Genomic DNA, 21,532 nt, shown 5'->3' with positions numbered 1-21,532 from the left:
TTTTTATCATGTCAATGAGACACGTCAGCGCTTTGCTTAAATAATTGTATAGAAGAAAGCCTTTTATTGCAATGACTGGCCTCATCAGATTTATCCGCAATTGTCGTTCAGTACCGGTTCTGCTAAAATGAAAGAGATACATAATTTTTCACGAAGGGGCATGTCATGGAAATCATTTTATTACTGGTACTCGCATATTTAATCGGCTCTATCCCATCTGCGCTATGGATTGGAAAACTGTTTTATAAAACAGATATCCGAGAACACGGCAGCGGAAATATGGGAGCGACTAATACATTTCGTGTTCTTGGCAAAAAAGCCGGAATCGCTGTTACTGTGTTTGATATTTTAAAGGGAACAGCTGCTGTATTGCTAGTATCTCTACCCTATTTTGCCGATACACACGTTCACTCGTTAATCGTGGGTGTCGTAGCTGTGATTGGTCATATGTACCCTGTTTTTGCGAAGTTTAAAGGCGGTAAAGCCGTTGCAACTTCAGGCGGTGTATTACTTGGTTACAGTTGGCCGATATTTGTATTGGCCATACTCACTTTCTTGCTTGCGTTGAAAATTACGAAGATGGTCTCGCTCACGTCGATGATTGTCGCAGTGATGGGTGCAATTTACGGGATTATTTATTATTTCATTACAGGCGATATCTATTTGGAGCTAGTGATTGTCTTAATGGGCGTGTTCATCTTCTACCGCCACAGGGCAAATATCGCACGGATCAAAGCAGGAACCGAGCCAAAAGTGAATTGGTTGTAATATAATTTAAGGCATCCTAGGAAGGCGGGTTTTCAAATATGAATATACGCATTTCAAACGAAGCAACTCAATGGTTTGATGAAGAAATGGACGTTGAAGCTGGGGATTCCATACGATTTTTCGCAAGGTACGGCGGTAGTAGCCCGCTGCATGAAGGATTTTCATTAGGTGTTATCCGTGAACAACCGGATGAAGTGGCTGTAGAAACTATTTTGAATGATGTCCGCTACTATATCGAAACTCGTGATCTGTGGTACTTTGACGGGCATGATCTCCAGGTTGGTGTGAATGAAGATCTTGGAGAATTGCAGTACGACTATGTGAAGTCGGAGTAAGTGAAATGAATGACTCGTTGTTTCGCCTAACTAGACAGACAATTCTTCTTTTGGTATAATAGTCTTGAAAAATGGATATTGTAAAAAGACCAAGAAGATGTGATGATCTTCTCGGCCTTGTAATAGAATAGCGTTCGCTTCAAAGGCGAATCGCATAGTGCGAAGTAAACCGCTCCATTGCTTGGAGGCTCATGGGCGGTTTACTTTTTTCTTGAAAAAGTATATGACAAAGCAAGAATGGCCACGATCAGACTTCCAAAGCCGATCATGAGACTCAGTGCTTCAAAAGGTGTCATACGCATCACCTCCTCCCGTTCCTGATACGTTTCTTTCAGGAAATTGGGATTGCAGATCTGCGAACCGCCTATGAGCTCGTGCTATTCTAGTACATCATTAAGTATAACATATTTTAATAGCTCGTACATATGTTCTTGATGGCTTATCTACGGCATTTGTTACTTTTTTAACACCTCAATTAGGACTGTGAGGTGTTTTTTTGTGGTTGTGATTGGGAGTGATTTGATTTATGGGTGGTATGATCACAATTTGAGATTTATGAGCAGAATCGTGGAGTTATGATCACTTTCCGGGATTTATGAGCGGGATCGTGGAGTTATGATCACTTTTCGGGATTTATGAGCGGAATTCCTGGGTTATGATCACATTCTGAGATTTATGAGCAGAATCCCAGAGTTATGATCACATTCCGGGGTTTATGAGCAGAATTCCTGGGTTATGATCACTTTCCTGGGTTTATGAGCGGAATGGCGGAGTTATGATCACATTCCGGGATTTATGAGCGGAATTCCGGGGTTATGATCACATTCTGAGATTTATGAGCAGAATCCCAGAGTTATGATCACATTCCGGGGTTTATGAGCGGAATCGCATCGTTATGATCACTTTCCGCTTCCCTCCCCCCACATCCCCATACAAAAAGGCTTCCTGAGCATTCCAGGAAGCCTTTTTCTTCAATCAATCGACTCTTTTTGCGATTTCGACATACTTTGCGTCCCACACGGGATCTATTTTCCGTAGCGAAACAGGTCGGAACGTGTCTTTTCGTACAACTACGTGTTCCGAGGTCGCGGTCGCCGCCACCGTGCCATCTGCATGCAAGATCTCGTAGCCATATGTGGTGCGCAACTTCCCATGGGATTCAATCCATGTACGGACAGTGGCTGTCCCGCCATACCGCATCGCTGCCTTGTACTTGATGGATAGATCTGTGACGGGCGATACATATCCGTCTTCTTCGAATCCAGCATACGTGAACCCGAGATCCTCGATGAGCTGAGTTCGTCCGATTTCCATCCAAACTAAATAATTTGCATGATAGACGACACCCATTTGGTCGGTCTCTGCATATCGAATTTCAATTTCCTTTTCACTGACAAACATTTAACGTCACCTCTTCTACATAGCCAAGTATACAAAAGTCCGACAAAAAAATCAGGCATCAAGATTCAAAAAACCCCCTTACTGAACTGAATCAGTAAGGGGGAGATGTCGATTAGGATTAACCTTTCATCTTGTCGCGAAGTACCATTTGAAGAATGCCGCCGTGACGGTAGTAGTCGATTTCGACTTCTGAATCGAAACGCGCGAGCGCATCGAATTCCGTTACAGTGCCATCTGCAGCAGTAGCAGTCACTTTCAAGATGTCGCGTGGCTTAACGCCTTCTGCGATGTTGACGCTGATTGCTTCTTCTCCTGTTAATCCAAGAGATGCTGCACTTTGTCCGTTAACGAACTGAAGTGGAAGCACACCCATCATCACAAGGTTTGAACGGTGAATCCGCTCGTAGCTTTCTGCGATGACTGTCTTAATACCGAGAAGAGATGTCCCTTTCGCTGCCCAGTCACGTGAAGAACCCATTCCGTAGTCTTTACCAGCAATGACTGCAAGTCCTGTACCGTCTTGTTGGTACTTCATGCAAGCGTCATAGATTGGCATGATTTCTTTGTTTGGCCAGTAAGTTGTGTAGCCACCTTCTGTACCTTTTGCGATTTGGTTACGGATGCGGATATTTGCAAACGTACCACGCATCATTACTTCATGGTTACCACGACGTGAACCATATGAGTTGAAGAAACGTGGCTCTACGCCGTTTGCACGTAGGTAGAGGCCTGCAGGTGTATCTTTACCGATTGCTCCAGCTGGTGAAATGTGGTCCGTCGTAATCGAGTCGCCAAATTTACCAACAACGCGCAAGTCATTCAACGCACTGATATCTTCTGGCTCTTTTGAAAGACCCTCGAAGAATGGTGGGTTTTGAATATATGTTGAGTTCTCATCGAAATCATACAATGCATCGTCAGTTGTTTCGATTGCATTCCACGCTTCGTTTTCAGAGAATACGCGTGCATATTCTTTACGGAAGAGTTCAGGAGTGACCGTTTTTTCGATCATTGCTTTTACTTCTTCTGTTGAAGGCCAGATGTCTTTGAAGAATACATCTTTACCGTCTTTAGATTTACCGATTGGATCTTTTTTGAAGTCGATATCCACTGTTCCAGCAAGTGCATACGCAACAACTAATGGCGGTGAAGCTAAGTAGTTTGCTTTCACGTAAGGATGGATTCGTCCTTCAAAGTTACGGTTACCCGAGAGAACGGATGAAACGAGCAAGTCGTTTTCGCCAATCGTCTTCTCGATTTCTGGAAGCAATGGACCAGAGTTACCGATACATGTTGTACATCCGTATCCAACTGTGTTGAATCCGATTTGGTCGAGGTACTTATCAAGACCAGAGTCTTGTAGGTAACCTGTAACAACTTTCGAACCTGGTGCGAGTGAAGTTTTCACGTATGCAGGTGGTGTTAAGCCAAGTTCAACCGCTTTTTGAGCGACAAGTCCTGCACCGAGCATTACGTATGGATTCGATGTATTCGTACATGAAGTGATCGCTGCAATCGCTAGATCTCCCGTTTTCATCTCCATTTTCGTACCATTTGCGAACTCGATTGTGCCACTCTTCTTCATTTCTTTCGGCGTTAGTCCGAATCCTTGGTTGCCTTCAGGTGCTACAACCGCATCGTTGAATTCACGCTTCATGTCAGAAAGAGGAATCATGTCTTGTGGACGTTTAGGTCCAGCAAGGTTCGCTTCTACTTCAGTCAAATCGATTTCGATGACTTCTGTGTAGATTGGATCTTCTTTGTCCGTAGTGAAGAACATGTCGTTTTCTTGCAAGTACTTTTTCACGACATCGATATGTTCTGCGTCACGGCCAGTTAGTTTCATATAGTTGAGTGACTCTTCGTCAACTGGGAAGAAACCACATGTTGCGCCATATTCTGGAGCCATGTTTGCGATTGTCGCGCGGTCAGCAAGTGGCAATTGTGGAACACCCGGTCCGAAGAACTCAACGAACTTACCAACTACACCATGTGCACGCAATGTTTGCGTCACTTTTAGTGCGAGGTCTGTTGCAGTTGTTCCGTTTGGAAGTTCACCCGTCAACTTCACCCCGATAACTTGTGGAATTGGGAAGTAAGAAGGCTGTCCAAGCATACCTGCTTCAGCTTCAATTCCGCCAACGCCCCATCCGAGTACGCCGATTCCGTTGATCATCGTTGTGTGTGAGTCTGTTCCGACTAACGTATCTGGATACGTTTCGAATGATCCATCTTCGTTTTCAATCTCATGGACCACGCTCGCCAAGTACTCAAGGTTAACTTGGTGAACGATACCAGTTGCTGGTGGAACCGCACGATAGTTGTCGTATGCTTTTTGTGCCCAGCTCAAGAACTGGTAACGCTCAGCATTACGTTCAAATTCGAGTTCCATGTTTTTCTGCAATGCATCTGTTGTTCCGTAGCTGTCAACTTGAACCGAGTGGTCAATAACGAGGTCTACAGGAATTTCGGGGTTGATCTTATCTGGATCTCCACCCATTTCTGCCATTGCAGAACGAAGTGATGCCAAATCGACAACAACTGGTACACCAGTGAAGTCTTGCAAGATAACGCGTGATGGTTTGAATGGTACTTCTGCATCCGCATCAGCATCCTTGCCCCATTTTGCCAGGTTGTTTACATGATTGTCTTGGATGACATATCCGTCGTGTTGGCGCAGGACAGATTCTAACAGTACTTTGATCGAGTAAGGCAATCTTGAGACCTTTGCAATACCCGCGTCTTCAATCGCTCCTATGCGGTAGTAGTTATACTTTTTACCGTTCAGATCAAACGAGGAGCGGCTGTTATGAAAATTGCTCTTTGTCATTGCTAAATTCCTCCTTTACGTACTGAAAAGGCTCTATAAATAAGCATCTTTTCTCTACTCCATCATATATCAGCAAAGTCTATAAGTAAATTACATTAAATTTATAGTAATCCATAAGGAAACACGATAGATATCTCGACATACGAAAAGATGCATATTTTTTCCGGAATGTGCATAATGGAATCAGAATATGTAGAGGATGTGCTAGATGTGAAGAAAGCATTACTGGTTATTGACTACACTGAAGATTTCGTAGCAGAAGATGGAGCGTTGACGTGTGGAGCACCCGGAATTGCACTAGAAGAGTATATCGAGCAACTGACTAAGAAGTTTATCAACCAAGGTGAATCTGTTGTCTTTGCAGTGGACGTTCATGACGAAAATGATTCGTATCACCCGGAATCACGTCTATTCCCTCCACATAACATACGAGGAACTGCTGGGAGAGAACCGTTTGGATCATTAAAACAACTCTACGAAGATAACCGAAATTCGATCCACTGGATGGATAAAACCCGTTACAGTGCATTCGCAGGAACAGAACTTGAAATTTGGTTGCGGGCTCGTGGCATTCAAGAAATCCACCTAGTCGGCGTCTGTACCGATATTTGTATTTTGCATACTTCTGTAGATGCATATAACAAAGGATTTACCACGGTAATTCATGAACAAGGTGTTGCAAGTTTTGACACAGCTGGACATGACTGGGCATTGCGTCATTTTGAAAACACGCTGGGTGCCACCATTATTCGATAAATTTTTGCAAAATCCAATCAATGAGTATGAACATTTTTCGCTAATATGTTTCAAGTAGGTCATTTACGGTTATTATACTTACTAGAACAGACATACTATATTAACAAAAAGGAGAGGATTTCAAATGAGTTTCATTTGGTTCTTAATCATCGGCGGAATTATAGGTTGGCTTGCCGGCCTTATTTTAGGGAAAGATATCCCAGGCGGAATTATTGGTAATATAATTGCAGGTATCGTAGGGGCATGGGTTGGCGGAATGCTACTTGGTTCTTGGGGACCAAAAGTCTCAGATTTCTATCTCGTTCCAGCGATTATCGGTGCAGTCATCCTAGTCTTCATCGTAAGTCTGATTATGAAAGCCATGCGAAAAGCAGCATAACAAAAAGGACTCCGCAATTTGCGGAGTCCTTTTATTTTTGAGTTTGTTGCGCTTCGTATTCATCAAAAAACCAAAGTACGTCTTCTACATATTTATCGCTATGATTGTAGTGGAAAATCGCTTTCTCGATATGTCCGTCTGCCGCTCCACTTTGTGCTAGGTAGTTAGCGGCGCTAAAGATAGCATCTTCCAAGTTGTAAGGGTCGGCAATTCCATCACCATTTCCATCTACCCCATAACCTCCATATTTTGCAATAATATCAGGGTTGGTTTTATCCTCTTCTGGGATATTTCCTTTTCCTAAGTCTTTACAACCAGGATAGCTCCATCCCACAAACGTACACGGCATGAATTGCATATGCCCTTCTGCACCTGTCGGGGAAACCATTGTTTTCATAGTGGAAAAACGCGTTTCGACCCGGTGATGTGCAGCAAGTAGTGTCCACGGAACGTCATACTCTTCTGCTGCTGCTTTATAAATGGGGATATACTCATCTGGAATGGTCAACCCACCATGTCGATCTGACAAATCCATCAACGTGCTGGCGGATTTTTTTATGACTTCAGGGTGCCGGAGACTTGTCCAGATAATCGCAGTCAAGGTGAACAGGACGACTGAAACGGGAATGAGCAACGCAATCATGACAATCTTGCCTTTCGCTGATAAGCTGCGTTTCTTTTTCTTTTTCTTCACTCGTCCCTCTCCTCTCTCTGCCGATTAGTCTTCTTTGCTTAGGGCTTTCATATCCGACACAATGGTATCGAATGGAACGTCCTCGTATCCAGGATACAATTTGACGACCTTGCCTTCCTTATTGACCAGTCCGAATCTGGAACCGTGAACGACTTGGTCAGTGTTCGGATCGTCGATGACTGGCATTTTAAATGATTTTACTGCGAGATCGTTGATGTCTGCCATTGTGTATCCAGTGAGCATCTCCCACTTTGATGGATCTGGAACACTGAAACCTTCTAAGTATTTACCTAATTTTTCTGGTGTGTCTACTTCAGGATCTACGCTGAAAGAAACAATTTTGTAGTCTTTTATATCTTTCTCGATTAATTTCTCCTGGAGCTCCGACATATTGGACATCATAGGTGGACAGACACTCGTGCAGGTCGTGAAGACAAACTGTGCTAACCAAATCTCACCTTTTAAGTCATCCAATGCGACAGACTCGTTGTTTTGGTTCGTAAAGTCGAAGGGTTCGATGCTATAATTATGATCTGCTTTAAACCCACCCGAACAAGCACTTAATACAAGTGCCATCATGAATACGCCAAAAACTAGTACTTTTTTCTTCATAACTCTTCCCCCAAACTCTATGCATTTACCTTATCATATCGAACAGACAAACGCCAAACAACCGCGGATTCTCAGGTTGTTTGGCGTTTGTTTGTCGGTTATGTGAAGCTTACTTCACTTTTAGAGTGACAAGAGCCCCATGGATCGCTTCGAGTTTCACTTCTAGACGGTGGAGCAGATAGAAGGAAACAAAAACTGGAAAGCCCACCTCTTGGATGAACCCCATCGTTTGTTCCAACAATTGTTCCATCACATTCGCCTCCTTTAGATGTACATCCTTGTACTGTGAACACCAGAATGTTCTGTCGTAAAGTTTTTAAAAGCCGATCCCTGTCAGTTGACGAGGGATCGGCTTACCAACTCTTGTCTTATTATTTGCTGCTGATTAGATCGTTCGTTGAGCGATCGATAATTCGAGCGCTTTTCACAGCCGTGAGAACCTCTCCGTCTTTTTTAAAGACACCGGAAGCAATAATTTGCTCCATTGCGGTTTGGACTTCTGTCGGTGTGATCCCTGGTCGCGGTTCATCGACCGTTAAGACAAAATCCTTTCCATCTGACTTCGTGAAAACGAGTTGAAGTGTGAGTGCCATTTGTGAATTCCTCCTTTTCGGTTAGTTAGTTTGTGATTTCGGATGTGACGATTTTTTCATAAGACATGACGGTCATAGCTGACAGTTGGCCAAGTGAAGCTAGTGCTAGCTGTAAGTTAGCCGGTGTTGCATTTTGTTCGACGAAACGGTAGGTCTTTGACTTGCGGATGAGACGTCCATCGGGTGTTGAGCCTGCATTGTAGAAAATCTTACCGACTGCTGTTTGAAATTCGAGTGCTGCTGCCATGTGCGTTCCCCTCCTTTCACAGTCTAGATAGACGAAACTTGCAGAAAAGGATACAATGTTCGTGAAAGTTTTTAAGTTTACGGTTACAATTGATAGCATAGAGAGTCTTAAAGAGGTGAACGTATTATGCCAGGCTGGTTTATCTGGTTTATTGTATTTTGGTGTATTGTTTTAATCGGTTTGTTTGCGATAGGTGGATTTTTCATGTTCCGCAAGTTCCTTAAAGTGTTCCCGAAGGAAGATGGCAAGTCGACATTGGACTGGGAAGAGTACTACGTGGATCGTTCGCTTCACCTATGGAATAAGGAAGCGAAGGGGTTATTGAATGAGCTCGTTCAGCCAGTTCCCGAACTATTCCGTCCGGTAGCGAAGCAGAAGATTGCCGGTCGTATTGGACAAATCGCATTGGATGAGTGTGCTAAGACGATTGAATTTGATCACATCATCCGAGGGTATATCGTAGCGACTCCAAAACGCGACCACAAATTTTTACGCAAGAAGCTCACGACTATGGATGTCGACATGACACCATATGAGCATCTTTTTTAACACCAAAAGAGAGAGACCTGGTCATTTGACCGTGAGTCTCTCTCTTTTTTTCAGGTTATTGTATTTGATGAGCATGCCGATGCGCCATGGGACAATCATCGAAAATGCTAAGATGAAGAACATGCCGGCAAGTTCCCCCACGTCGATTGAGCTACTGAGGATCAGTTTAGCGACCAGACGGAAGACGAGTAAACTCGCCAAAATGACGATGAATGCTTTTGACCGCTTGACGAACAATTGACCATTTTTGTGTTCGAAGTTTGTCGTTGCGATCAAGATCGTTGAAAAGAGTAGCCCTACTCCCGCTGCTTCGATTACCTGACTCCACGGTACTTGGAACTGTGTGAACAAAAACATGAGCATCCCAGAAGACATGAATAACGGTGGTAACACAATACGAATCGGAGAAATCGGGCGTTCAGCTGCTTTAGACCGAACAAAGAACGCCAAAATCCCCATGAAGAAAAATACAACTGTCGAGCCGACGATTAAATAGACGGACGGGATGTTATTAAAAACCGTATCTATCAGTTCTTGGAGTTGACTCATCCGCGCGCCTCCTTCAGTTCCTCCAACCGGTTGCGAAGTTGCTCCATCGGAACAAAACGAGCAAACCGAGTCATTTCTTTTCCTTGCCTAAATAACAATACCACAGGTGCTGTAAACAGAGAAAGCTGCCCTGCCATTTCTGGCACTTTTGCGACATTTACATAATAGAACGGAAATGGATACTGTTCAGTAAGCACTTCCACTTGTGGATACAGCCCATCACATACAGAACAATGATCCGTTTTCACGAATAATAGCATCGCTTCTTGTTGTGTTAAAAGTTCTCGCCATGCTTGAAAAGACATAACTTCGTTCATTGTTCAATCCTCCTTGATGGTCAAAAACCTTGGAAATCTCCAAAGATTGGACTGAGTAAGCTGATTAAGTACGTCATGCCGTCAAAGAATAACACGATACCGAAGACGATCATGAAGGCTCCACCAATCCGCATAATCGTACGATTGTGTTTCCGGATCCATCCAAGACGTGTCACGAAGAATGAAAGAACGAAAAACGGAATCGCGAATCCAAGGACGTAGGTCATCATGTACAGCATACTCGAACCAGGGTTAGAAGCGGCAAGACCAATAATGGCTCCAATGATCGGCCCCATACATGGTTGCCATCCTGCTGAAAATGCAAGCCCGATGAGTGCAGAACCTAGGTAACCGGATGGACGATTTTTAAATTGCAGCTTGTGTTCTTGCATTAAAAACTTGGGTGTGAATATCCCAACTACCATTAAACCGAATAATACGATGAAAATGGCGCCGATTTGCCGAAGAAGATCCATGTACTCGATAAAGAAACGACCGATAAAAGAAGATCCGAATCCAAGGAATATAAAGACAATGGAAAATCCAAGAAGGAAAAATAGCGTGTGTAACATTCCGTTGCGGCTCATTCGTTTCTTATCTGAGCGCAAGTCTTCAATCGACATTCCCGTAATATAGGAAATGAATGCTGGGTAAAGCGGCAAAACACACGGGGAGACAAAACTTAAAAATCCCGCGCCGAATGCAAGGAATACGTTCACATCTGTTGCCAAGGAACTTTCCCCCTTTAAGTTTTTTCTTTTTCCTATCCATCGTATCAGAATGCGTCTACGAATACGTACATTTTGTCTGTGAACAGTTTATGACACATTCCAATCAGTGTGTCTCTCAGAGCATAATTTTGTTTCTATGTTTTGGCTATGAGGAATTCACAAGCTTGCAACACTTTCAGAAGTAAAAAACGATTCTTGAACTTCCTATTAGTGATAGTAGTTAATACTGAAGTCATAAGTAAATGTTGCTGGTTACCAGTCGAGGAAACTATCAATTTCTATACTAGCCAGTTTCTATATGAAAAATGCAATGCAAACCAGTCATTCGGTTTGCATTGCATTTTTCGCATATTCGTAAATTCTTTTATCACTTGATATTATTTGTGTATTATTTTTAATGCCATCGTTCAGTGTATAATAATCCGTCTAACTACTCGGTTAGACTCGCTGTTTTACTGCAAGCTTCAAAGCTAACGTTTATCTTTACATGAATTTCACAAATTCACCAACAGGTTTTCGATAGCCGCGCAATCTTCTCGACTGTTCCTTTTCTTTTCCGATGGTCATCATTAACACAATTTCATGCGTGTCAGGAATTTCTAATAGTTTTCGCAGTTGTTCATCATTGTACCCAATCATCGGGCAAGTGTCCCAACCATGATTTTTTGCTGAGAGCATGAAGAGCATAGAGGAAAGAGACGCATTTCGAATGGCTTCTTCTTTCATAAACTGTTCTCCTCGCCCTTCATAAAATGTAAAATTATCTTCGATTGTGTTTCTTAACTCAAACTCGGTCATCATTCCAAGGTCGACCATTCCTTGATGGAGGCTTTCTGTGCACTTGTAAGCGTAACGATCCGCGATGGCAATTATAACGGCAGATGAACTGTGTACCTTGTATTGCCCAAAAGCGGCTTCTCGTACTTTTTCTTTTAGTTCGTTGTCTGTAACGACTATATATTCTGTATGTTGTAAGTTAAAAGCGGATGGAGCAAGCTTAACATCGCTGAAAATAGGCATTAGATCTTCCTCAGTGATGGTGACATTTGGTAAAAAGTTGTTAGCTGAACGACGCACCTTGAGTAATTCTTGAAATTCCATCTCGTCTTCACCTCGTATATTAAAAACTAAAAACCATAGGCTTCGTCTTTTTTTATTCGAATTGCTTCAAATGCATCAAAGGTTGTTACTGTATCTTCTGCCAAGCGATTTAAACGAAAAATAATATCATCGTTACTAATTTCTTTACGCAAGAAATCTTGTTCTTCAATAAAAACATAGGTTGGCACAATTTGTGCTTTCATATAAGACAAAATTGGTTTTAGTTGTTGCTCAACCATTAAATAATGTTTTGCTGTACCTGCAGTGACGACAACACTAGCCACCTTGTCACGGAATGCATGAATAGGAAGTAAATCAAAAATATTTTTAAGTGTCGCAGGAATAGACGCTTGAAATACTGGCGTACCAATAATCAGTGCATCCGCATTCATGATTGTTTCAGTTACGTATTTGGTGTCTCCTTCGTAATCAATATAGTTACGACCATCACTATATTCTATTTGGTAGTCAGCTAAATCCAATAGTTGTACATCGTGTTCCGGGTATTTCTGTAGGAAAATTTCTTCAGTTTTCAGCATGGCTGTTTTTGTTTTTGTGCCTACAATCGATCCGGAAATTATTACTATTTTCATGACGTCATTCTCCTTTTTCTCTAGTGTGTTTCTTAATTGCTGGGATAATGTCATTTCCGATCATTTCGATATTTTTCATGATTTTGTCGAATGGTACACCACCAAAGTCAAGTTGTGCCATAAATCGTTGCATTCCGTAAAGTTCGTGTTGGTATAGCAACTTTTCGATAATTAGTTCTTTACTTCCAACCATCAGTGCATCACGATAATCTATTGACTGAGCAAATTGTTGTTTTGGATAACCGGATCCTCGAATTGCCTGGAATCCACTATTAAGGTGTGGATACATACCTTGTAAGGCTTCGTTGTTCGTATCTGCTACATAGAATAAGCTTGTTGTTCCAATTGGTAAGCTCTGTGCATCAAATCCATTATTTTCTGCTGCCTGTCTGTATACATCTACAGAATGTTTGAAATTCATTGCAGGGCCACCTAATGTAGTGAGCATCATTGGAATCCCCATATGCCCTGCTTTAATGGCACTTGCAGGTGGTCCTCCGACGGCCCGCCAAATTGGAAGGGATCCGTCTTTAGGTTGTGGAAGAATTTCTGCGTTTTGTAGAGGTGCCCGGTAATTTCCTTGCCAAGTGATGCGTTCTTGTTCATTAATCTGTTTAAGAAGTTCTAACTTTTCTTCAAATATTTCCTCGTAATCTTGCAAGTCAACCCCTAATAATTGATAGGCACCCACTCGCGAACCGCGTCCTGCAACAATTTCAGCACGACCGTCAGACAGTAAGTCGATTGTAGAAAAATCTTCGTATACTCGTACAGGATCTAAGACACTGAGCACAGTAGCAGAACTGGTGATTTTTATTTTCTGAGTAGCTTGTGCAATCGCTCCTAAAATCACCGTATGAGCCTGTGATGCAAAGTACTTCTGATGACTTTCCCCTACACCGAACACGTCAATACCTGCCTGTTCTGCTAATTGACTTACCTCGACAAGTTCCTGTATCCGTTGCTGAGCTGAGATGCGGCTACCTGTCAAGGGATTGAGGATATGATCACCCAATGAATATAATCCGAATTCCATTCCTTTTGATGCATCTATTCTATATTTCTTCATTTATTTATCCTCCAATGGTTTTAAATTTGCTTCAATTTCGTCCCGTTGACTTTCTAAAAATGGTGGTAAATCCAATTTTAAACCGAGCGTTGCAATATCAGAATCGATTGTAAATCCAGGACCATCTGTCGCAATTTCGAATAGAATTCCATTCGACTCTCGGAAATACAAGCTTTGAAAATAAAAACGATCGATAATCCCAGAAGAATGGAATCCTCGTGAACGTACTTTTTCTTCCCAAAAGGCTAATTCCTTTTGGTCTTTTACACGGATGGCTAAATGATGAATACTTCCTCTGCCCGGTTTTTCAGTAGGACCATCTAAAAGTTTCACTACGATTTCTCCAAAAACTTCTCCGCTTACTGATTGAAAGATGGCTACATCCTCCGTTCGTGATACCTCTGTATAGCCAAATACATCAGTTAAGGTACTTGCGAGTTTGTCCAAACGACGGACTGTTATTTCTACTGAACCCATTCCTTGAATCTGATGTTCTATAGGTACCTCTGATTCTTCCCATGCTTTCCAGTGCACTAACTTTTCATTGGTAGAAGCAAGCAGAACCATGCGTAATCCTTCCGAATCTTCAAAGTGCAAAGCAGGACGATGAGCATACGTTGTTAGTTCACCATGGCGAACATCATACTTTTCAAATCGCTGTTTCCAATAGTTTAAACTTTCTTCAGAAGGGACGAGCAATCCGATTTGTGTAATCGCATTTGTGCCCCGGTAAGTGCGACCCGCAAACGGCATTTCAAAAAAAGATAATTCAGTTCCTGGGCTACCTGTCTTGTCCCCATAAAACAGATGATACATGGACGGGTCATCTTGATTGACGGTCATTTTAACCCGACGTAGTCCTAAGATTTTCCTGAAAAACATATTGTTTTGTGTAGCACTTTTTGTAATCATCGACAAATGGTGATGTCCTGGAATGGTATACATTCTCTTCCTTCCTCCTTCAGTTAACTAGTCAAGTGATGGAATAAAAAAATTCATTGGTTCTTTTGAATTTTTTGTTCCCCGTTTTTTTGAACACGAGATATAAGATTGAGTAGTGTTTTCTGTTCTTTCTCTGTTAAGCAGTCCTCAAAGAAAGAAGATTGAAATGCGAGCTGTGCCTCAAATGCAAGGTCTAGTTTCTCTTGCCCTTTGGACGTCAAAGAAATGGTTTTCGTCTTCCATTCCTGTTTACGGTGGATTAATTGTTCTTTTTCAAGGCGTGCTAGCATGCGAGAAATTCCACCTTGCGTTACCGTTACTTTTTCTGCAAGTTCTCTTTGTGTTAAGGGTCCATAAGTTGAAATTTGAATCATCACATCAAATTGAGCAGTTGTTAAATCAAACTGCTTCAAAAATTCATTTGATAGCAAATTGCTTTGATGTGTGAATCGCACCAACCTTAACCAAATAAGTGAACCACGAGTATTTTTTTTCATGTATTAGGAACCTCCTATATCATCAATTTACTACTCAAGTGATGATTGGTCAAGGAAGTAGCCTCGAATAGATTTTTTAAAAATTATGGTTGTACGATGAAACTGCAAAAAGGAAGTACCTTGAGTCTTATTTACTGGTTGTCGACTAAGACATCGAAAAAGACGGAAGGTACTCCCTATATCTAATTGCTTTAATTTTGCATAGAAGCTGTTCATGGTATCGTCTTTTGAGCTAGGATATTAGGCCGTCTGACCATTCTGTAACTGATACATCTTATAATAGAGTCCCTTCATGCTGAGAAGTTGCTGATGGGTTCCTCGTTCAGCAATCTCCCCCTTATGCAATACTAAAATCAGTTCTGCATCTTGAATCGTACTAAGTCGGTGTGCAATGGCAATCGTCGTCCGCCCTTTTCTCATTTTTTGAAGACTAGCTTGGATTGCGATTTCAGTTTCAGTATCAATATTGGCGGTCGCTTCATCGAGCACAAGAACTTTCGGGTCCACTGCCATTGTGCGTGCAAATGCAATGAGCTGTCTCTGTCCACTTGACAATGTAGCTCCGCGTTCCATCACTTTGTGCGTATATCCCCCTTCTAATTGTTCAATGAACTTATTCGCCTGTATGAACTCCGATGCTGCCCGGACTTCTTCAGACGTCATCGCTTCATTATGAAGGCGGATGTTACTCTCCACATCCCCGTAAAACATGAATGGATCTTGAAGGACGAGCCCGACTTTGTTACGCAATTCCTCCATTGGATAGGACTTTAAGGAACGCCCGTCAATGGTGATAGAACCCTGCTCGTACTCATAGAAGCGCATAAGTAAGTTGATGATTGAACTTTTCCCACTGCCTGTATGTCCGACGAGTGCGACGGTCTCTCCGGCATTCGCGGTAAACGAAATGTCTTTTAATACATCCGTTTTACCATCATAGCTAAATGTGATGCCTTCAAAGCTAATAGTTCCTTTTGTAATCTTTGTATCCTTTTTCACTTGTTGAACAGGTTCCATGTCCGGTTCGTCAATGAGTGTGAAAACGCGCGATGCAGAAACGAGCGCTTGTTGGAAAATGGACATCCGGTTCATCACTTGCTGTACGGGTTGGAACAGGCGGCTAAGCAATGTTGTAAATGCATAAATTACCCCTACGTCGACTGCCGTTGAAAGTGACGTGAACCCGAAGTATGCAAGCGTACAGACGACTGCTGCTGCATATAGCAAGTCAATGAACGGTCCTAGTAAAATACTGTCGAATTTGATATTCCGGATTCCGGCCCGATAGTGCCCATCATTGATCGATTCGAATTCATCTGCTAGCCGTTTTTCTTGGCGGAATGCTTGGATCATTCCCATTCCTGAGAGTGACTCGGATATCTTGCCGTTTAATTGACTAAGCCGTTCTCGGATATCTTGATAAAAATCAGCACTGTAGTGACGATAGACTGATATTAGAATAATGAATAATGGTAACAACACCATAGAATACAGCGCCAGTTTCGCATCTAGTGAAAACAGTGCAATGTAGACGCCAATGACTCCGAAAATCGCTTGTAAGAACGTGACGACAACACTCACGAACATTTCCTTAATCGCTTCCGTATCGTTCGTCACACGCGAAACAATTGCACCCGCCGGTGTCTTATCAAAATAGCGCATTCCGAGTCCTTGCACTTTAGTAAAGGCATCGACCCGTAACTGCTGAATAATCTTAAGTGCGATTTTTTGAAAGCGAAGCGACTGGAAATAGGAAATCACAACAACCATCAATTGAATGATGATATAGGCAATGAGTAGCTGGATGACACTCGAACGCTTGAAATTTAAAGGCACGAGATGGTTGTCGATGAATGATTGGATCAGCAGCGGACTCACGATGCTTCCTGTAATCGCGAGTGCAAGGAGAAGCAGCGCAATCGCAATCGATATTTTGTGGGGCTTCAAGTACCTGAGAAGTCGGACGAATACTTCCCATTGACCTCGAGCAGACAATTTTGTCTGTTTCACTTCTGCCATTACGCTTCACCCCCTTGTTCTACAGACGCTTCAAGTTGTTGCAAGTCGTACATTTCTTTGTATCTACCGTTTAATGCCATCAATTCTGCGTGAGTACCGGATTCTGCAATTGCTCCTTCATCCATGACAATAATTTGATGTGCATGTTGAATGGCGCTTAACCGATGTGATGTAATGATCGTCGTTTCCCCACTACGCGTTTCTTTCAGTGAACGAAGAATGGCTTCTTCAGTCTTCGCATCCACTGCCGAAAGAGAATCGTCTAAAATGAGTAGCTCTGGCTGCATGAGTAAGGCACGGGCAATCGAGATCCGTTGTTTTTGTCCCCCGGATAACGACACTCCCCGCTCCCCGACAATCGTTTGATATCCTTCTGCAAAACCTTCTATGTCATTATGGATATGTGCAAGTCGCGCGGCATTGTGAATTTCTTCTGTCGGAACCGTCGGATTCGTAAAGGCGATATTTTCCGACAGTGTCGTCGAAAATAGGAAATGATCTTGCGGGACATACCCAATCGATTCACGAAGCCGCTGCTGCTTGTACTGCTGTATGGAATGTTTGCCATATGAAATGACACCTTCATAGTCGTCAAACTCCCGTAGCAACAGTTTCAAAATTGCTGTTTTTCCGGACCCGGTTTTCCCGACAATTCCGAGTGTCTCTCCTTGTCTCAACGTGAAGTGGACATCTGAAAGTGCGGGCTTCGGATCTCCGGGGAACGTAAAGGTATCAATGTCGACAGAAAGATCCCCTCTTGGTCGTTCATCAAGTGCCCCTTTCACATCGACCACTTCAGGATCGACAGACAGCAATTCACGGATTCGTGTATACGAAGCATTGCCTCGCTCCACAATATTGAATAGAAATCCAAATGCAAGCATTGGCCATGTTAACAATCCGAGATAGGTGCTGAACGCAACCATATCCCCTACACTCATTTCTCCAGCGAGGATAAAACGAGCACCGAAGATAAACGAAATAATAGTAGAAACTGCAAAAATTGCACCAATTGTCGGGTCAAACAAAGCGTCTACACGTGCAACCCGCATGTTTTTCTCGACTACTTCATCGGATAATTGTCTGAAATCTTCGATGTCCTCTTTTTGCTGTCCAAACGTTTTAATAACTTTCACACCGGAGATGCTCTCTTGTGTCTTATCGTTCATGCTGGAGAATGCTTCTTGAGCAGTCCGGAAATGACGACGTAGTAATTTGCCATAAAAACTTGTTAACACGATCATGAGTGGAATCGGAATAAGTGCAATAAGCGTCAATTTCCAGTTAATCGTCAATGCCATCGTCAAGATAACGGACCCGCCTGTTAAAATCGAATCGAATAGGGTTAACACGCCCATGCCTGCAGTTTGCTGAACCGCGCTCACATCATTGGTGGCATGCGCCATTAAATTACCCACTCGACGTTTTTGATAAAAAGCGGGCGACATCTTTAAAAAATGATCGAATAATTGCTTTCGGATCGTCCTTGCAAGTACAATCGACGAACCGAAAATCATGACGCGCCATAAGTAGCGGAAAACGTACATGACAATTCCTGCAACCGCAAGGATGACGAGCCATTGCGTCAGCTGGTTGGCAGTTAACGTTCCTTTCGTAATATCATCGACAATATAGCCGATGATTTTTGGCGGCAGTAGCTGCAAAATAGAAACAAGTACAAGTGATGCAATACCAATTGCATACTGTTTTTTGCGCTGTTTGAAAAACCAGCCCAGCTGAATGAGTACGTTCAATGAATTCCCCTGCCAATCTATATATAATAGGACTTTGAATAGTTTAGCAGATTCTTACACGTTTCGGATAGTGTTTGTTTCGAATTATCCGATTTCAGAAATAGTTTCAATGTCGAGAAGCGAAAGAATGCGTGCCACCCCATCAATCGTCACAACGCGTAGCTGCTTTCTCTCTGGTTCTAGACAATGAACGTAAAAGTCATCGCACTCGGGTTTACCGGTTTGCCAATGCGTGATGGTGATGGCTCGATGAGTTTCCATGGCGGCAGCGATGATGTAATTCCACTCCTCCAGTTGCTGCTCGTCAGGTTCACTTCTAACTGGTTGTGTATCTTCTGCTTGCCATGCGCGCAACCGCTCGACGTGTTCCGGTAGCATCAGCGCCGTCCATTTAATTTTTCCACGGTCTCGTAACATCGTACTCTCTCCTTTCGTCCATTACCTATCCGTTATTTCACATGTCCACCAATCAGTCCTGCTCGGTGGCGTGCTGTCCCTGCATCGGTATACGATACAGCACGTAAAACGGCAGCTGATCCGTATTTACTTCGGAGTTCATCCACCGTCTCACCAAGCTTTCGTTTCTTCCATTTATGCTGGTCAAACAAGCTCAGTTGCATTGAATGTTCCTCAACTAGATTGGATAAGCTCAACGACAGTTGGCGGACGGGGCGTCCATCGTGAAATGTATCGAACAGCTCTGTACAGAGCTTGTAAATCTTCATCGTATCGTTCGTCTCTTCTATAAGGGATTTGGAACGGCTAAACCCGCCACCTAACGCATTTTTAGAGTAGCCAACGGATAAGTGGACCGTCCGACCGGCGCGCCTCGCAGTGCGAGCACGCATCGCAACGTCTTCACACATTTCTAGCACCACGGCAAGCACATCCTCACGGCGAAAATAATCCCGGAAAAGAATTTGCCCTTTACCGTAGCTGACTTGCCCCTCAATCAGAGGCGCACCGAGATCAGACAGATCGATCCCGTGTGCATGATGGTAAAGCTGATTCCCCATAACACCGAACTTCTCTTCCAGCTGGACTAGAGACGAGTGCGCGAGATCGCCAACGGAGTAAATTCCCATTTCATTTAGCGTGTGTTCAGTTCTTCTTCCAATCCCCCACATCTCACTAAGCGGCGCGATAGGCCATAATTTCGTTGGCACATCCTCATAACCCCAGTGAGCAAACCCGGTTTTCTTTGCTTCCAAATCCAGTGCAAGTTTAGACAGCAACATGTTTGGCCCCATCCCACATGCGGATTGCAGTTGGAATTGGCGAAGTAAATCATCCTGAATGCGGGCCACGGTTTCTCTTGCGGGTCCCCAAAGTTTCTCCGTTCCATCCAAGTTAACAAAACTTTCATCAATGCTATACACGTGAATCGCTTCTTTTGGGACATATTGGTTCAACAAATGAGTGATTTCCATCGAAACCTTTATATAAAACTCCATCTTGGGTTCAATCAGTTGTATGGAGGGATCGTCTGGGATCTCAAAAAGACGCATCCCTGTCTTAATGCCAAATCGTTTTTTGAGTGGAGGGGATGCTGCCAACACAACGCCTCCTTTTCGCTCTTTGTTCCCAATAATCGCGATTGGCGTTTCCATTACATCCAGTCCTTCAATGGCGGCTGCACAACTCGCGTAAAAGCTACGCATGTCGATACAAATAATTTTACGTTCAGGCAATTGATTCATAATGTCTCCCCCTAAGAACACCTGTTCCCTTATTGTATGACGAACAAACTCGTTATACAACAGCCATTATCTTACAGTTTCAGTGAGACATTGAGATTCCGCTCCGTAACCCGTCATAATTTATTTTTGATCAATGGGAAACTGACATGAAATTGCCACCCCTTCATGCAAAAAACAGTTGACTCAACACGCTGATAATGATTATCATTGAGAAAAAGACTGAAAGTAGGAAACTATCTTATGAAATCACATGCCCTGCTCACTTCACTACTCGCAACTGGCCTCATCCTCTCCGGATGCGGTTCCGATAAAGCAACAACTGAGAAAGAATCAGCAGAAACTGTAGCTCCGACTGATCTTCAACAAGAAACGGATGCATATAAACAATTTGCTTTGGAGCAAATGGACCAGTTTGTTGTGGAAACAGACAAGTTTGTCAGTGCCGTAAAAGAAGGTAGACTTGAGGACGCAAAAGCGATCTATCCCCTTGCCCGTATGTACTTTGAACGTTCCGAGCCGATTGCAGAAAGTTTTGGTGACCTCGATCCTCGTATTGACGCACGTCTTGCAGACTTGGAAGAAGAAGGTCAAGGTGAAGAACAATGGTCTGGTTACCATAAGATTGAATACGGTCTATGGGTGGACAATACAACAGAAGGCTACGAAGAAGTTGCCGATCAGTTGTTGAAAGATGCAAAAGAATTGCGTGCTCGGGTGGAAACGGTTGAAGTCGGTGCGGACCTAATGATTACAGGAGCAGTCGACTTGTTAAACGAAGTCTCGACATCAAAAATTACAGGGGAAGAGGAAATCTTTTCTCACACCGATCTATACGATTTCAAAGCAAATGTTGAAGGTGCAGAAGAAATCTTCCATATTTTCGAAGCGGTCATCAAACAAAAGGATGCGCAACTTGCGACAGACTTAACGAATAAATTCTCAACATTGAATGGACTTCTTGCAAAACACGAAGATGGAAACGGCGGTTATGTTTCTTACGAAGAATTGACGAAAGAAGACACGAAGCAATTAGCAGATGCGGTCAATCAACTCGGTGAACCATTGAGCATGATGGGCATCGTAATGGAGTGAGAAT

26 protein-coding genes are annotated in these 21,532 nt (G+C 43.0%); 6 read left to right on the top strand and 20 right to left on the bottom strand.

All coding sequences use genetic code 11. The features are described from left to right. The first annotated feature begins 165 nt into the window (after positions 1-165). Positions 166-768 carry a glycerol-3-phosphate 1-O-acyltransferase PlsY gene (gene plsY / locus N693_RS0109270; RefSeq protein WP_025784510.1) on the top strand — a complete coding sequence of 201 codons (603 nt, stop codon included), beginning with the start codon at positions 166-168 and terminating at the stop codon, positions 766-768. 38 nt (positions 769-806) lie between these two features. Further along, a complete protein-coding gene (locus N693_RS0109265; protein ID WP_025784509.1) occupies positions 807-1,103 on the top strand; it encodes a HesB/YadR/YfhF family protein in 297 nt (98 codons plus the stop codon). A 200-nt stretch (positions 1,104-1,303) separates the two neighbouring features. Here the strand turns inward: N693_RS0109265 and N693_RS20585 are convergent, their stop codons facing one another. The 3 genes from N693_RS20585 to acnA all read right to left on the bottom strand — a co-directional run bounded on the left by N693_RS20585 (position 1,304) and on the right by acnA (position 5,334). Further along, on the bottom strand, positions 1,304-1,399 hold the full coding sequence (locus N693_RS20585) for a putative holin-like toxin (RefSeq protein WP_231567266.1): 96 nt from the start codon (positions 1,397-1,399) through the stop codon (positions 1,304-1,306). A gap of 679 nt (positions 1,400-2,078) precedes the next feature. Beyond that, a complete protein-coding gene (locus N693_RS0109255; RefSeq protein WP_025784508.1) occupies positions 2,079-2,504 on the bottom strand; it encodes a thioesterase family protein in 426 nt (141 codons plus the stop codon). Positions 2,505-2,622: 118 nt separating this feature from the next. After that, positions 2,623-5,334 carry an aconitate hydratase AcnA gene (gene acnA / locus N693_RS0109250; RefSeq protein ID WP_025784507.1) on the bottom strand — a complete coding sequence of 904 codons (2,712 nt, stop codon included), beginning with the start codon at positions 5,332-5,334 and terminating at the stop codon, positions 2,623-2,625. Between the two features lie 210 nt (positions 5,335-5,544). Here acnA and N693_RS0109245 point away from each other — a divergent pair, with 210 nt between their 5' ends. Then, complete coding sequence (locus tag N693_RS0109245; protein WP_025784506.1) at positions 5,545-6,090, top strand: cysteine hydrolase family protein; 546 nt, start codon at positions 5,545-5,547, stop codon at positions 6,088-6,090. 124 nt (positions 6,091-6,214) lie between these two features. Beyond that, positions 6,215-6,469 (top strand): GlsB/YeaQ/YmgE family stress response membrane protein, encoded by a 255-nt coding sequence (locus tag N693_RS0109240; protein WP_025784505.1) that lies wholly within the window; start codon positions 6,215-6,217, stop codon positions 6,467-6,469. Positions 6,470-6,500: 31 nt separating this feature from the next. On the opposite strand, the gene N693_RS0109235 is transcribed toward N693_RS0109240, so the two are convergent. The 5 genes from N693_RS0109235 to N693_RS0109215 form a co-directional block, all read right to left on the bottom strand. Beyond that, positions 6,501-7,163: a lytic transglycosylase domain-containing protein gene (locus N693_RS0109235; protein ID WP_025784504.1), complete on the bottom strand. Its 663-nt coding sequence runs from the start codon at positions 7,161-7,163 to the stop codon at positions 6,501-6,503. 24 nt (positions 7,164-7,187) lie between these two features. Next, positions 7,188-7,775 carry an SCO family protein gene (locus N693_RS0109230; protein ID WP_025784503.1) on the bottom strand — a complete coding sequence of 196 codons (588 nt, stop codon included), beginning with the start codon at positions 7,773-7,775 and terminating at the stop codon, positions 7,188-7,190. Between the two features lie 109 nt (positions 7,776-7,884). Beyond that, positions 7,885-8,025, bottom strand: a complete 141-nt coding sequence (locus N693_RS19965; protein ID WP_369795222.1) for a YvrJ family protein — start codon at positions 8,023-8,025, stop codon at positions 7,885-7,887. 121 nt (positions 8,026-8,146) lie between these two features. After that, positions 8,147-8,368 (bottom strand): DUF2922 domain-containing protein, encoded by a 222-nt coding sequence (locus N693_RS0109220; protein WP_025784502.1) that lies wholly within the window; start codon positions 8,366-8,368, stop codon positions 8,147-8,149. 25 nt (positions 8,369-8,393) lie between these two features. Beyond that, the gene (locus tag N693_RS0109215; protein ID WP_025784501.1) at positions 8,394-8,615 is read right to left on the bottom strand and encodes a hypothetical protein; all 222 of its coding nucleotides are present in this window, start codon (positions 8,613-8,615) and stop codon (positions 8,394-8,396) included. Positions 8,616-8,741: 126 nt separating this feature from the next. Between N693_RS0109215 and N693_RS0109210 the strand changes: the two genes are divergently transcribed. Continuing rightward, on the top strand, positions 8,742-9,164 hold the full coding sequence (locus N693_RS0109210; RefSeq protein WP_037593015.1) for a DUF2621 domain-containing protein: 423 nt from the start codon (positions 8,742-8,744) through the stop codon (positions 9,162-9,164). Between the two features lie 21 nt (positions 9,165-9,185). Here the strand turns inward: N693_RS0109210 and N693_RS0109205 are convergent, their stop codons facing one another. The 12 genes from N693_RS0109205 to N693_RS0109150 form a co-directional block, all read right to left on the bottom strand. Further along, positions 9,186-9,713, bottom strand: coding sequence for a CcdC family protein (locus N693_RS0109205; protein WP_025784499.1), 528 nt, complete (start codon positions 9,711-9,713; stop codon positions 9,186-9,188). Then, the gene (locus N693_RS0109200; protein WP_025784498.1) at positions 9,710-10,030 is read right to left on the bottom strand and encodes a thioredoxin family protein; all 321 of its coding nucleotides are present in this window, start codon (positions 10,028-10,030) and stop codon (positions 9,710-9,712) included. The genes N693_RS0109205 and N693_RS0109200 overlap by 4 nt, the downstream gene beginning before the upstream one ends. Positions 10,031-10,050: 20 nt before the next feature. Further along, entirely contained in the window at positions 10,051-10,761 is a 711-nt protein-coding gene (locus N693_RS0109195) for a cytochrome c biogenesis CcdA family protein (RefSeq protein ID WP_025784497.1), read from the bottom strand. A gap of 483 nt (positions 10,762-11,244) precedes the next feature. Then, positions 11,245-11,862, bottom strand: a complete 618-nt coding sequence (locus N693_RS0109190; protein WP_025784496.1) for a nitroreductase family protein — start codon at positions 11,860-11,862, stop codon at positions 11,245-11,247. Positions 11,863-11,888: 26 nt separating this feature from the next. Further along, complete coding sequence (locus N693_RS0109185) at positions 11,889-12,455, bottom strand: NADPH-dependent FMN reductase (protein WP_025784495.1); 567 nt, start codon at positions 12,453-12,455, stop codon at positions 11,889-11,891. Between the two features lie 4 nt (positions 12,456-12,459). Further along, a complete protein-coding gene (locus N693_RS0109180; protein WP_025784494.1) occupies positions 12,460-13,524 on the bottom strand; it encodes an LLM class flavin-dependent oxidoreductase in 1,065 nt (354 codons plus the stop codon). Further along, entirely contained in the window at positions 13,525-14,469 is a 945-nt protein-coding gene (locus N693_RS0109175) for a ring-cleaving dioxygenase (RefSeq protein ID WP_025784493.1), read from the bottom strand. Between the two features lie 50 nt (positions 14,470-14,519). Next, positions 14,520-14,963, bottom strand: coding sequence for a MarR family winged helix-turn-helix transcriptional regulator (locus tag N693_RS0109170; protein ID WP_025784492.1), 444 nt, complete (start codon positions 14,961-14,963; stop codon positions 14,520-14,522). Between the two features lie 240 nt (positions 14,964-15,203). Next, on the bottom strand, positions 15,204-16,982 hold the full coding sequence (locus N693_RS0109165; RefSeq protein ID WP_025784491.1) for an ABC transporter ATP-binding protein: 1,779 nt from the start codon (positions 16,980-16,982) through the stop codon (positions 15,204-15,206). Next, a complete protein-coding gene (locus tag N693_RS0109160; RefSeq protein ID WP_025784490.1) occupies positions 16,982-18,736 on the bottom strand; it encodes an ABC transporter ATP-binding protein in 1,755 nt (584 codons plus the stop codon). Before N693_RS0109160 ends, N693_RS0109165 begins: the two co-directional genes overlap by 1 nt. An 84-nt stretch (positions 18,737-18,820) precedes the next feature. Continuing rightward, positions 18,821-19,114, bottom strand: a complete 294-nt coding sequence (locus tag N693_RS0109155) for a YolD-like family protein (RefSeq protein WP_253271173.1) — start codon at positions 19,112-19,114, stop codon at positions 18,821-18,823. Between the two features lie 71 nt (positions 19,115-19,185). Beyond that, complete coding sequence (locus tag N693_RS0109150) at positions 19,186-20,436, bottom strand: UV damage repair protein UvrX (RefSeq protein WP_025784488.1); 1,251 nt, start codon at positions 20,434-20,436, stop codon at positions 19,186-19,188. Positions 20,437-20,676: 240 nt separating this feature from the next. Here N693_RS0109150 and efeO point away from each other — a divergent pair, with 240 nt between their 5' ends. Then, on the top strand, positions 20,677-21,528 hold the full coding sequence (gene efeO, locus N693_RS0109145; RefSeq protein WP_025784487.1) for an iron uptake system protein EfeO: 852 nt from the start codon (positions 20,677-20,679) through the stop codon (positions 21,526-21,528). Positions 21,529-21,532: the final 4 nt, after the last annotated feature.

It is taken from the genome of Sporosarcina sp. D27 (assembly GCF_000586555.1).
GTDB lineage: Bacteria > Bacillota > Bacilli > Bacillales_A > Planococcaceae > Sporosarcina.
The sequence above is the reverse complement of the archived record's forward strand: the minus strand, read 5'-3'. Positions and strand labels throughout refer to the sequence as shown.